The following is a 12,164-nucleotide window of genomic DNA, read 5'->3' as shown; positions in this document are numbered from 1 at the left end:
GGCGCCTCTCCCGAGCACACGCGGGTGTAGCTCAGTTGGTTAGAGTGCCGGCCTGTCACGCCGGAGGTCGCGGGTTCGAGCCCCGTCACTCGCGCCATTTCCTGCCCTTTCGGGCGAAATGGCCACCGCAGCTTGGGAGCATTTCCAGATCGGAACTTTACGGGTTGGCGCGGCTTATCAGCCGCGCCACCGGCCCAGCTCCATCCAGCGCAGCAGCGGCTTCAGCGGCAGCACCCAGACGGTCCCCGCCACGAGATAAAAGATCGCCTGAATCAGGATCGGCCATGTGCCGACCCATGACGACAGCGCGACGACGATCGTCGCCCACAGCGCAATCAGCGCCAGGATCAGGAAGATGCCCGCAGGCTTGCGCCAGCTCGGCGGGGGATCGGCGGGAAGCTGGCTCACAGACGGTCTCCGGTGATGATAAATTCCTGTTCGGTCAGGACAGCGTCGAGTTTCGCGTCGGTCGGCTCGATGGGAACAGTGTCAACTTCCTGCACCGACCAGGCGATACCGATCCGCAGGATGTGGGGATGGGCGGCGAAGAAGCGGTCATAATGACCGCCCCCCTGGCCGAGCCGGCCGCCGGAGCGATCGAAGCCCAGCAGGGGGCAGAAAATCAGCCCCGGAAGCGCTCGCTCCGCGGTTTCTGAGGGTTGCGCTGTTCCCCATGGCCCCTTCGCCAGCGGCTCGCCGGGCTGCCAGCGCCGGAAATCCATGGTCTCGATGCGCCCTTCATTGTGCGGAAGCAGCAATGTTGTCTCCGTCAACATGGGCACTATGTCGGGCTCGCCCTTGCACGCGACGTATGCGGCGACAGGATCGTTCGCTTCGACGAGATCGGCCAACGGAGCGGGTAGAGCGCGAAACGCTGCAAGGCGCGCCATATCGTCAAGATTGGCAGTGAAATGCCGGCGCCGGAAGCGCAATTTCTCGCGAAGCTGTCGCTTCCGTTCGGGGCCATCGGAAAGCATGTCGTTTCCGGCTCCTCGGAACGCGAAAGGGGCGGGTGGCGGGACCACCATGGGTCGTTTGCTGGAAGATCCTCTGACGCCAGTAACGTCAGGTGGGGACCATATACGTCGGACCAGGGTCCGGGCAGGGACAGCCCCCTTGGATGATGTATCGCCTCAGGGATTTTCGCAACAGCTCGTGCCGGGCAGTACCCGCCGCCCCCTATGTAGGAGGCGTGCCAGCCAGTCTCAAGAGATTTAGGGAATTTGCTCGATCCGGTTCGCGAGGGCCTCGATCCGGTCGGCGATCTGGAGCAATGCGCGGTCGTGCGATGGCCGGGCCGGGGTGGCAACGGGCGTCGCCTTCTTCAGGGCATCGAGTTCGCCAAGCGCAGCCTTGAGTTCATCGCGCGCCTGCGCTTCGCGGCTTTCGGCGAGCGCCACCGCGGCGCGAAGCGAATCGGACTGGGGTTCGGCCTTTGCGGCCTTCCCCTTGGCTTCCTGCGCCTCGTCGGCGAGCATCAGTGCGGCGAACAGCAATTGACGCGTTTCCGTGCTGGCGGGCAGGCCGCGTACCTTCTCGTCGAGCAGCGCACCGAGGCCCAGAAGCTGTTGTTCCTGCCCGTCGGCGCAGTGAACGTCATAGACGCGTCCGGCGATGGTGAGCTTGACGTCAGCCATTGCCCGCCTCCGCGATCAGCCGGTCGAGTTCGCCGATGACGGCGGCGACTTCGGCCTTAAGCGCCGATTGGTCGGCGCCAGCCGGTTCGGATGTAGCTATCGGGGGCGCAGGGCGGTTCGCGCGGTCGGTCAGCGCCTTCTCGATCCGGCTCAGCGCCCGTTCGATGCGGCCGACGGCCAGGCTGGATTCGTCGAGATCGAGTTCCATGGCAACGGGGTAGCAGCGTCGGGGAAGGGGTGCAATCGCCTCTCCAATCCGAAATAGGCGCTATTTTCTGCCTTCGGCGGTTGACTCCTGCCCCCACCCCCGCAAAGGGCTGTCCCCACCGAATCCGGTCATCTTCACATCCTTTCCCGGGGGACTCATGACACTGCCCGAACGTCAGCTCGCCAACGCGATCCGCGCGCTTGCGATGGACGCCGTACAGGCCGCGAACAGCGGTCACCCCGGGATGCCCATGGGCATGGCCGACGTCGCCACTGTCCTCTATTCGGACTATCTGAAGTTCGACCCCACGGCACCGAAGTGGGCCGATCGCGACCGATTCGTCCTGTCCGCAGGACATGGCTCGATGCTGGCCTATGCGACGCTCAACCTCGCGGGTTATGCGCGGCCGACGATCGACGACATCCGCAATTTCCGCCAGCTGAGCAGCCCGTGCGCCGGGCATCCGGAGAATTTCGAACTCGAGGGCGTCGAGACGACGACCGGGCCGCTGGGGCAGGGGCTCGCGACCGCGGTCGGGATGGCGATCGCCGAACGGCACCTCAACGCGATTTATGGCGACGAGCTGGTCGATCACCGCACCTGGGTGATCGCCGGTGACGGCTGCCTGATGGAAGGCATCAACCATGAAGCGATCGGCCTCGCCGGGCATCTCGGCCTCGGCCGCTTGATCGTGCTCTGGGACGACAACAAGATCACCATCGACGGATCGACCGACCTGTCGACGAGCGAGGATGTGAAGGCGCGCTATGCCGCGACCGGCTGGCATGTCGACAGCTGCGACGGCCACGATCCCGCCGATATCCGCCGCGCGATCGACGGCGCGCTTGCCGACAATCGCCCGTCGCTGATCGCGTGCAAGACGCTGATCGGCTTCGGCGCGCCGAACAAGCAGGGCACTTCGGCTACGCATGGCTCGCCGCTCGGCGCCGACGAGGTTGCCGCGGCGCGCGCCAATCTTGGCTGGACGGCTGAGCCGTTCGTCATTCCCGCCGACATCGCAGCGGCTTGGGCTGCGTTCGGCGAGAAGGGCAAGAAGCTTCACGCCGAATGGAGTAATCGACTCGCAAATAGCGAAAAGAAAAAGGATTTTGAGGATCGCCTAAGCGGCAAGGTCGCGCCGGGAGATGCCTTCAAGGCCTATCTCGGCGGCCTCGTCGCAGAGCCGCCGAAAGTCGCGACGCGCAAGGCGTCTGAAAATACGCTGACCGCGCTGACCGCCGATATCGCGTCGCTCGTTGGCGGCAGCGCCGACCTCACAGGTTCAAACAATACCAAAACATCGTCCACGAAGCCGTTGACAAAGAATGATTATTCGGGCCGATATATCTATTATGGTATCCGCGAGTTCGGGATGGCCGCGGCGATGAACGGCATGGCGCTGCACGGCGGCGTCGTGCCCTATGGCGGCACCTTCCTCGTCTTCGCCGACTATTGCCGTGCGGCGATCCGGCTGTCGGCGCTCCAGCGCCAGCGCGTCGTCTACGTGATGACGCACGACAGCATCGGGCTCGGCGAGGATGGCCCGACGCACCAGCCGATCGAGCATCTCCAGTCGCTCCGCGCGATGCCGAACCTACTCGTGATGCGCCCCGCCGATGCGGTCGAGACCGCCGAATGCTGGGCGATCGCGCTCGCGCAGGAAAACCGGCCGTCGCTGCTCGCGCTGACCCGCCAGAATCTTCCGGCGCTGCGTCATGACGTCACGGAAAATCTTTGCCTGAAAGGCGGTTATCGCCTTCGCGCGGCTTCGGCGGCGAAGAAGGTCGTGCTCGTCGCCACCGGCTCCGAAGTGTCGCTCGCGCTCGAAGTGGCGGACAAGCTGGAGGCCGCAGGGCAGGGCGCTGATGTGGTCTCGATGGTCTCAACCGAATTGTTCGATGAACAGACCGCCGCCTATCGGGCGGATATTCTGCCGCACGACGCGCTGGTCGTCTCGATCGAGGCGGGCACGACCTTCGGCTGGGAGCGCTATACCGGCCGCGACGGCCTGCGCTTCGGCATCGACGGCTTCGGTGCTTCGGCACCGATCGACGATCTTTACCGGCATTTCGGCCTGACCGCCGACGCTATCACCCCCCAGATCCTGGCACGGCTCGGCATATAAGCCCCGGCGGCCATAGGCAGAAAGGACTCCCCGAAAATGGCAGTGAAAGTCGCAATCAACGGTTTCGGACGCATCGGCCGCAATGTGGCGCGCGCCATATTGGAGCGTACCGACCATGATCTCGAACTGGTGTCGATCAACGACCTCGGCGATGCCAAGGCGAATGCCCGTCTGCTCCGCCATGACTCGGTGCACGGCGCGTTCAACGGCACCGTCGAAGTCGATGGCAACGATCTGATCATCAACGGCAAGCGCATCCAGGTGACCGCCGAGCGCGACCCCGCCGCTCTGCCGCATGCCGCGAACGGCATCGACATCGTGATGGAATGCACCGGCTTCTTCACCAACAAGGCCGGCGGCCAGAAGCATCTCGACGCCGGCGCCAAGCGCGTGCTGATCTCGGCGCCCGCCAAGGAAGTCGACCTGACAGTCGTCTATGGCGTCAACGACGACCAGATCACCGCCGATCACCTGATCATCTCGAATGCGTCGTGCACCACCAACTGCCTCGCCCCCTTCGCGAAGGTGCTGCACGAGGCAATCGGGATCGAGCGCGGTTTGATGACCACGATCCACGCCTACACCAACGACCAGAAGATCCTCGACCAGATCCACGACGACCCGCGCCGCGCGCGTGCCGCCGCGATGTCGATGATCCCGACCTCGACCGGCGCGGCGGTGGCCGTCGGCCTCGTCCTGCCAGAGCTCAAGGGCAAGCTCGACGGTTCGTCGATCCGCGTTCCGACCCCGAACGTGTCGGTCGTCGACCTGACCTTTACCCCGCTGCGCGAGACCACCAAGGAAGAGGTTAACGCGGTGCTCAAGGCGGCGGCCGAAGGCCCGCTGAAGGGCGTGCTCGGCTATACCGAGGAGCCGCTGGTTTCGATCGATTTCAACCATAACGCGGCCAGCTCGACCATCGACAGCCTCGAGACCGCCGTCATCGACGGTAAGCTTGTGCGCGTGCTCAGCTGGTACGACAATGAATGGGGCTTCTCGAACCGCATGATCGACACCGCGGGCGTGATCGCGAAGTTCCTTTAATTCGCCGCTCTGTTCCCCCGCGAAGGCGGGGGCCCATCTCCGACCGCATCGGAATGAAACAGGTGGTGGTTAGGTGATGAGAGCACAGGAGATGGGCCCCCGCCTTCGCGGGGGAACACTCCGGGATCGGAGTGAGAGATGGAACGAGTCAAAACCCTCGACGACATCGGTGACGTCACCGGCAAGAAAGTGCTGGTGCGCGTCGATCTCAACGTTCCGATGTCCGATGGCGCCGTCGCCGATGACACGCGAATTCGCGCGGCGATGCCGACGATCCGCGAACTGTCGGACAAGGGCGCGATCGTCCTGCTGCTTGCCCATTTCGGCCGCCCGAAAGGCGCGAAGAACCCGACCCAGTCGCTCAGCCTCGTGATCGATGGCGTTGCCGACGTGCTCGGCCATTCGGTGATGTTCATCCCCGAGGCCGTGGGCGAGGGCGCGAAGGCGGGCGTCGCGGTGCTCGCTGCGGGCGATGTCGCGGTACTCGAAAACACGCGATTCTATCCCGGCGAGGAAAAGAACGACCCCGCCTTCGCCGACGCGCTGGCCGAGGTTGGCGACCTGTACGTCAACGACGCCTTTTCGGCGGCGCACCGCGCGCACGGCTCGACCGAAGGCATCGCGCACCGCTTGCCGGCCTACGCCGGTCGCGCGATGGAAAAGGAACTGAAGGCGCTCGACGCGGCGCTCGGCAATCCGGCGCATCCGGTCGCGGCCGTGGTCGGCGGCGCGAAGGTGTCGAGCAAGATCGACGTGCTGCGCAACCTCGTCGGCCAGGTCGATCATCTGATCATCGGCGGCGGGATGGCGAACACTTTCCTCGCCGCGCGCGGGGTCGATGTCGGCAAGTCGCTCTGCGAGCATGACCTCGTCGATACCGCGAACGCGATCTTCGACAGCGCCGATGCGGCAGGCTGCACGATCCATCTGCCCTATGACGTCGTGGTGGCAAAAGAGTTCGCGCCCAATCCGCCGACGCGCACCGTCAACGTCCATGAAGTCGCCGCCGACGAGATGATCCTCGACGTCGGTCCCGCCGCGGTCGAGGCCTTGGCGGATGTCCTCAAGAATTGCCGCACGCTCGTCTGGAACGGCCCGCTCGGCGCGTTCGAGACGCCGCCGTTCGATGCCGCGACCGTCGCGCTCGCGAAGACCGCCGCTGCCTTGACCCGCGAGGGCTCGCTGATCTCGGTCGCGGGTGGCGGCGATACCGTTGCCGCGCTCAATCATGCGGGCGTGGCGGATGATTTCACCTTCGTCTCGACCGCGGGCGGCGCCTTCCTCGAATGGATGGAAGGCAAGCCGTTGCCGGGCGTCGATGCGCTGAAGGCCTAGACTTTCCCGTCGCATTGCATCCCACGGACCGGGAAGCTATGCGCACCGCAACATACGTATGCAACCAACCGGAGATGTTATGACCGCCGCCAATGCCGCCATGCTCGACCAGATCAAATCGGGGCAGGGCTTCATCGCCGCGCTCGACCAGAGCGGCGGCTCGACGCCCAAGGCGCTTGCCGGTTACGGTATCGGAGAGGATGCCTTCTCGAACGACGAAGAGATGTTCGCGCTGATCCACGACATGCGCAGCCGCATCGTCACCGCGCCCTGCTTCAACGGCGAGAAGGTGATCGGCGCGATCCTGTTCGAGCGCACGATGGACGGCGAAGCCGGCGGCAAGCCCGTTCCCGCGCTGCTCTGGGAACGCGGAGTCGTGCCCTTTCTGAAGGTCGACAAGGGCCTTGAGGCCGAAGAAAATGGCGTCCAGCTGATGAAGCCCAATCCCGACCTCGACGCGCTCTGCGCGCGCGCGGTCGCCAAGGGCGTGTTCGGCACCAAGATGCGCAGCGTCGTCAACCTCGCCAACCCGGCGGGCATCAAGGCGATCGTCGAACAGCAATTCGCCGAAGCCGCGCGGATCGCCGCGCACGGCCTTGTTCCGATCATCGAGCCCGAGGTGAACATCAAGAGCGTCGAGCGCGATGCGGCCGACCGCCTGCTGCTCAAGGAAACGCTCGCCGCGCTCGACGCGTGGACCGGAGCGCCGGTGATGCTGAAGCTGTCGCTGCCCGCCGAGGCCGGCCTGTTTCAGCCGCTCGTCGATCATCCCAAGGTGCTTCGCGTCGTCGCGCTGTCGGGCGGCTTCAAGCGCCCAGAGGCTTGCGTCGAACTGGCGAAGAATCCCGGTATCATCGCGAGCTTCAGCCGCGCGCTGCTCGAAGACCTGCGCCATCAGATGAGCGACGACGAATTCAACGCCTCGCTCGGCGGCGCGATCGGCGAGATTCACGCGGCGTCGGTTGCCTGATGAGCGCTTGGGAATGAGTGGCGGCTGGCAAGCCGTCGACGATTATATCGCCGGGAAATTGCTCGGCGAGGACGACGCGCTTGCCGCCGCGCTTTTGAACAATGCTGCCAAAGGCCTGCCGCCGATCGACGTGTCGGCGGCGCAAGGCAAGATGCTGTTCCTGCTGGCGCAGATCGCGGGCGCAAAGCATATCCTCGAAGTCGGGACGCTCGGCGGTTATTCAACGATCTGTCTCGCGCGGGCGCTGCCCGAGAACGGGCGGCTGGTGACGCTTGAGCTCGACCCGCATCATGCGGCGGTGGCGCGCGAGAATCTGGAACGGGCGGGCGTTTCGGGCAAAGTCGATATCCGGGTCGGCCCGGCCGCCGACAGCCTCGCCGCCATGTCCCCCGACGCGCCGCTCGATTTCGTCTTCATCGACGCCGACAAGCAGGGCAACGCTCGCTATGTTGCCGAAGCGATCCGCCTCGGGCGCAGCGGGACGACGATCGTCGTCGATAATGTCGTCCGCGAAGGCGGCGTGCTCGACGCGAACAGCGGCGACGAGCGGATCGACGGCACGCGCGCGCTGTTCGACATGCTGAGCGCCGACCCGCGGCTCGATGCGACCGCGGTACAGACGGTCGGCGCCAAGAAATGGGACGGCTTCGTACTGGCGCGGGTGCGCTAAAGCCCGCCCATGAAGCGGAAGGCGAAGCGATAATCCTCGGGCCTGATCACCTTATCGGTCCGGCGCGCGGGTGAGACGCTTTCGAGCTGGATCGTGCCGTCGGCAAGCGGTGTCTGCTTGCCGAGCGTGACCTCGAACGGCTGCAGGCGCCCGCCGGGGCGGACCCAGACCATCTTCAGGCGAAGCTGCCCCGCCCAGACGCATGTCACATTCTCCGGGCAGCGGCTGTCCTCCAGAACCGCGACCGGCTGAATGATCGGCCCGTCGGCATAGGCGCGCTGGCCGAGCGCGACGTTGCTTGCCTCGGGAAGCGGTGGCGGTTCGTCCGCTGCGGGCCGCGCCGTCGCGCAGGCGGTGAGCGCGAAAAGCAGGATCGGGAGCGAAATCGCAAGGCGGGGCATGTTCTGCATTTGCCGGATATACACCACGTCGCTATGAACCCGCCATGACCACGCCAAGCTGCCAGATCTATCTGATTTCCCCGCTCGATGTCGGGGGCGATTTTCCAGCAAAACTCGAAGAAGCCTTGTTGGCGGCGGCCGTCGCGGCCTTTCAGTTTCGGGTCAAGGATGTGAACCAGCATGAGGCGGCGCGGCTCGCCGAACCGCTGCAGGCGATCTGCGCCGCGCATGACACGGCTTTCATCGTCAACGACGATATGGCGCTCGCCAAGCGCCTCGGCGCCGATGGCGTGCATCTGGGGCAGGGCGACGGCGACCCGCAAGAGGCGCGCCGCTTGCTCGGGCCGCAGGCGCAGATCGGCGTGACCTGCCACAATAGCCGCCACCTCGCGATGGAAGCCGGTGAGGCGGGCGCCGATTATATCGCGTTCGGCGCCTTTTTCCCGACGACGACCAAGGCGGTCGAGCATCGCGCCGAACCCGAAATCCTGACCTGGTGGCAGGGCCTGTTCGAACTCCCCTGCGTCGCGATCGGCGGGATCACGGTCGACAATGCGAAGGCGCTGGTCGACGCGGGTGCTGATTTCCTCGCCGTGTCGGGTGGCGTCTGGGCGCATCCCGAAGGGCCGGCGGCAGCGGTGCGGGCATTCGACAAGCTGATGGCGGGGTGACTCGAGGCAGGCTCCGGCTGCTTTGCGCGGCGGCGGCCTTCGCCGCTGTCGGAACGGCGCCCGAACCTGACATCATCATCCCGGTCGAGGGGATTCGCGCATCTGATCTCGTCAATAGCTGGGACAAGAGCCGCGCCGAAGGACGCGTTCACCATGCGATCGACATCCAGGCGCCGCTCGGCACGCCCGTGCTTGCGGCGATGGACGGGCGGATCGAGAAGCTGTTCGCGTCGAAACGCGGCGGACTCACCATCTACCAGCGCTCGCCGGACGGGCGGCTGATTCTCTATTACGCGCATTTGCTGGGCTACCGGCGCGGGCTCGCCGAAGGGCAGACCATCCGGCGCGGGCAGGTGATCGGGACGGTCGGCGCCAGCGGCAATGCCGATCCCACCTTTCCGCATCTCCATTTCCAGATTCTCGAGACCGTGCCGGGAAGCGGCTGGCAGGGCGGCGAACCGATCAATCCTTATCCGCTGCTGACGGGCAGGCGGCGACTTCGCTGAACATATCTTTGAAAAACTGTGTTCCCCCGCGAAGGCGGGGGTCCATCTCCCGCCGATGCCATCCTGAACCGACCGGAGATGGGTCCCCGCCTTCGCGGGGACACGGTTGGGCGGCAATTCAATCGTTCGCTTCTAAACGAGCGGATAGTCGCCGGGTGTCTTGTCTTTCGGAGTGTCAGTGTCGGAACGAACGGTCTTGCGCCAGCCGAACAGGCCAGCGCAGGGCGCGGGCCGTTGGAGCGGCTTTTGCGGAGGGCGGGCTGGGGGCGCCCGGTCGGGAAGATCGATATTCGTCATGCGGCCCTTATGAATCGCGCGCCGCCGCAGATATTGGATCGATGCGTCAAATCAGCTTCGGTTCATCGCCTTTTTGCTTGCCTCGCGAAGCGCTGCCCGCAACAGGTTGCAGCGAGGGAGCATATTATGACGATTGAGACCCAAAGCCGTGCCGCGATGCGCGAGTTGACGCTGCGCGCGATCCTGCTCGGCGGGCTGCTGACGTTGGCCTTCACCGCGGCGAATGTTTATCTGGGGCTGAAGGTCGGGCTGACCTTCGCAACCTCGATCCCCGCAGCGGTGATCTCGATGGCGCTGCTGCGCTATATGGCGGGCGCGACGATCCTCGAGAATAATATCGTCCAGACGATCGCCAGCGCGGCGGGTACGCTCGCGGCGATCATCTTCGTGCTGCCGGGGCTCGTGATGGTCGGTTACTGGCAGGGTTTCCCGATGCTGGAGACGACCGCGATCACCATGCTCGGCGGCATTTTGGGCGTGCTCTTTTCGGTCCCGCTGCGTCGCGCGCTCGTCGTCGACGCCGATCTCCCCTATCCCGAAGGCCGCGCCGCCGCCGAGGTGCTGCACGTCGGCGCGGCGAGCGCCGAGGGCGCGGCGGAGAACAAGGCCGGGCTGTCGGCGCTGCTCTGGAACAGCCTGATCTCGGCGGGTTTCACGCTGCTGACCCAGATGAAGCTGGTGGCGGCGGAAGTGTCGCACTGGTTCAAGGTCGGCGCGGGCGCGACCGGCATTTCGGGCGGGCTGAGCTTCGCGCTGTTCGGTGTCGGCCACCTCGTCGGCCTGTCGGTCGGCATCGCGCAGCTCGTCGGCATGATCACCGGCTGGTGGGTGCTGCTGCCGATCCTGACGCAGGGTGCGACCGGTCCCGATGTCGAAACGATCGCCAACGACGTGTTTCGCGCCGATGTCCGTTTCTTCGGTGCGGGCGTGATCGCCATCGCCGCGATCTGGACGCTGCTCAAGATTGCCGGGCCGGTGATCGGCGGCATCCGCTCGGCGATGGCGGCAAGCAAGGCACGCCAGTCGGGCGCCGCGCTGGCGGTCGAGGAACAGGATATTCCGATCGGCTGGGTGTTCGGCGGCTCCCTCCTGACGCTGGTTCCGATCGCCTGGCTGCTCTGGTCGGTGCTGGCGGGTGGTCCGCTTGCCGGATCGGCGGCGATTCTCGTTGCGGGTGCCCTGGTGTTCGTGGTCGTGATCGGGCTGATGATCGCCTCGGTCACCGGCTATATGGCTGGTCTGATCGGTGCCTCGAACTCGCCGGTGTCGGGCATCGGCATCCTCGCGATCATCGCCTCGTCGCTGCTGCTCGTCGGCCTGCTCGGCCGCGGCGGCGGGGATGAAGCGAGCGCGGCGATGGTCGCCTATGCGCTGATCGTCACCGGCATCGTCTTCGGTATCGCGACGATCTCGAACGACAATCTCCAGGATCTGAAGACCGGCCAGCTCGTCGGCGCAACGCCGTGGAAGCAGCAGGTCGCGCTGATCATCGGCGTGGTATTCGGCTCGCTCGTGGTGCCGCCGGTGCTCAACGTCCTCAATGAGACGCTGGGGTTTGTCGGCGTGCCCGGCGCGGGCCCCAACGCGCTCGCGGCGCCGCAGGCTGGACTCATCTCGTCGCTCGCGAAGGGCGTACTCGGCGGCGACCTCAACTGGACAATGCTCGGCTATGGCGTGCTCGCGGGGATCGGTTTCATCCTCATCGACGAACTGCTCGGCCGCGCGAAGAAGCTCCGCCTGCCGCCGCTCGCGATCGGGATCGGGATCTATTTGCCGATGGCGGTAATCCTGCCGGTGGTGATCGGCGCGGTCGGCGGCTGGTTCTACGATCGCTGGGCCGCAGGGCGCGCCAACCCGGAATTCGCGCACCGGATGGGCGTGTTGACCGCGACCGGCATGATCGTCGGCGAAAGCCTGTTCGGCGTGTTCTACGCCGGGCTGGTCTACGCGACCGACAGCGATGCGCCGTTGGCGGTTGTCGGCGACGGTTTCCATGTGCCGTCGATCTTCATCGGCCTCGGCCTGTTCGTCGAGCTCGTTCTGACCAGCTATGCGCGGACGCGCAAATCGGTCGAAACGACGGCCTGAGATACGGATCGCTTGCCCTTCGCCGCCTGCGCGGCTAAGGGCGCGCACCTGAACCGGTGCGCGGAGCGCGGGCCGGCGGCTCTTTCCATCCTTGTTGAAGCGAGTGTGCGCGATGAAAATCACCGGCGTTGAAATCCGTCCCGGCAATATTATCGAATATGAAGGCGGCATCTGGAAGGTCACCAAGATCCAGCACACCCAGCCGGGCAAGG

At 65.5% G+C, this 12,164-nt stretch carries 13 protein-coding genes, 1 tRNA gene and 1 pseudogene; 10 read left to right on the top strand and 5 right to left on the bottom strand.

Features of this window, described 5'->3' with window-relative positions:
• The first annotated feature begins 20 nt into the window (after positions 1-20).
• A tRNA-Asp gene (locus ACE3SL_RS06750) sits at positions 21-97 on the top strand.
• An 80-nt stretch (positions 98-177) separates the two neighbouring features.
• On the opposite strand, the gene ACE3SL_RS06745 is transcribed toward ACE3SL_RS06750, so the two are convergent.
• From ACE3SL_RS06745 to ACE3SL_RS06730, 4 genes are all read right to left on the bottom strand, one after another.
• Positions 178-408, bottom strand: coding sequence for a DUF2842 domain-containing protein (locus ACE3SL_RS06745; protein WP_374524984.1), 231 nt, complete (start codon positions 406-408; stop codon positions 178-180).
• The gene (locus tag ACE3SL_RS06740) at positions 405-977 is read right to left on the bottom strand and encodes a 5-formyltetrahydrofolate cyclo-ligase (protein WP_374524983.1); all 573 of its coding nucleotides are present in this window, start codon (positions 975-977) and stop codon (positions 405-407) included. The genes ACE3SL_RS06745 and ACE3SL_RS06740 overlap by 4 nt, the downstream gene beginning before the upstream one ends.
• Positions 978-1,214: 237 nt before the next feature.
• Positions 1,215-1,637, bottom strand: coding sequence for a cell division protein ZapA (locus tag ACE3SL_RS06735; protein WP_374524982.1), 423 nt, complete (start codon positions 1,635-1,637; stop codon positions 1,215-1,217).
• On the bottom strand, positions 1,630-1,845 hold the full coding sequence (locus tag ACE3SL_RS06730; RefSeq protein WP_374524981.1) for a hypothetical protein: 216 nt from the start codon (positions 1,843-1,845) through the stop codon (positions 1,630-1,632). The genes ACE3SL_RS06735 and ACE3SL_RS06730 overlap by 8 nt, the downstream gene beginning before the upstream one ends.
• A gap of 157 nt (positions 1,846-2,002) precedes the next feature.
• On the opposite strand from ACE3SL_RS06730, the gene tkt reads away from it, so the two are divergent.
• From tkt to ACE3SL_RS06705, 5 genes are all read left to right on the top strand, one after another.
• Positions 2,003-3,970 carry a transketolase gene (gene tkt, locus ACE3SL_RS06725; protein WP_374524980.1) on the top strand — a complete coding sequence of 656 codons (1,968 nt, stop codon included), beginning with the start codon at positions 2,003-2,005 and terminating at the stop codon, positions 3,968-3,970.
• A 36-nt stretch (positions 3,971-4,006) separates the two neighbouring features.
• Complete coding sequence (gene gap / locus ACE3SL_RS06720) at positions 4,007-5,014, top strand: type I glyceraldehyde-3-phosphate dehydrogenase (protein ID WP_374524979.1); 1,008 nt, start codon at positions 4,007-4,009, stop codon at positions 5,012-5,014.
• A 138-nt stretch (positions 5,015-5,152) separates the two neighbouring features.
• Complete coding sequence (gene pgk / locus ACE3SL_RS06715; RefSeq protein ID WP_374524978.1) at positions 5,153-6,349, top strand: phosphoglycerate kinase; 1,197 nt, start codon at positions 5,153-5,155, stop codon at positions 6,347-6,349.
• A 100-nt stretch (positions 6,350-6,449) separates the two neighbouring features.
• A complete protein-coding gene (locus tag ACE3SL_RS06710) occupies positions 6,450-7,319 on the top strand; it encodes a fructose bisphosphate aldolase (RefSeq protein ID WP_374525171.1) in 870 nt (289 codons plus the stop codon).
• A 13-nt stretch (positions 7,320-7,332) separates the two neighbouring features.
• Entirely contained in the window at positions 7,333-7,989 is a 657-nt protein-coding gene (locus ACE3SL_RS06705; protein ID WP_374524977.1) for an O-methyltransferase, read from the top strand.
• Here the strand turns inward: ACE3SL_RS06705 and ACE3SL_RS06700 are convergent.
• The gene (locus ACE3SL_RS06700) at positions 7,986-8,399 is read right to left on the bottom strand and encodes a hypothetical protein (protein WP_374524976.1); all 414 of its coding nucleotides are present in this window, start codon (positions 8,397-8,399) and stop codon (positions 7,986-7,988) included. The genes ACE3SL_RS06705 and ACE3SL_RS06700 overlap by 4 nt on opposite strands.
• A gap of 35 nt (positions 8,400-8,434) precedes the next feature.
• Here ACE3SL_RS06700 and thiE point away from each other — a divergent pair, with 35 nt between their 5' ends.
• From thiE to ACE3SL_RS06680, 4 genes and pseudogenes are all read left to right on the top strand, one after another.
• Entirely contained in the window at positions 8,435-9,061 is a 627-nt protein-coding gene (thiE, locus tag ACE3SL_RS06695; protein ID WP_374524975.1) for a thiamine phosphate synthase, read from the top strand.
• Entirely contained in the window at positions 9,058-9,567 is a 510-nt protein-coding gene (locus ACE3SL_RS06690) for a M23 family metallopeptidase (RefSeq protein WP_374524974.1), read from the top strand. The genes thiE and ACE3SL_RS06690 overlap by 4 nt, the downstream gene beginning before the upstream one ends.
• A gap of 423 nt (positions 9,568-9,990) precedes the next feature.
• Positions 9,991-11,952 (top strand): OPT family oligopeptide transporter, encoded by a 1,962-nt coding sequence (locus ACE3SL_RS06685; RefSeq protein WP_374524973.1) that lies wholly within the window; start codon positions 9,991-9,993, stop codon positions 11,950-11,952.
• Positions 11,953-12,064: 112 nt separating this feature from the next.
• Positions 12,065-12,164 (top strand): annotated as a pseudogene (locus ACE3SL_RS06680) (elongation factor P); the annotation flags it as partial.

The sequence above is a fragment of the Sphingopyxis sp. genome (assembly GCF_041916015.1).
Classification (GTDB): domain Bacteria; phylum Pseudomonadota; class Alphaproteobacteria; order Sphingomonadales; family Sphingomonadaceae; genus Sphingopyxis.
Note: the sequence above shows the minus strand (reverse complement) of the source record. Positions and strands in the feature narration are given on the sequence as shown.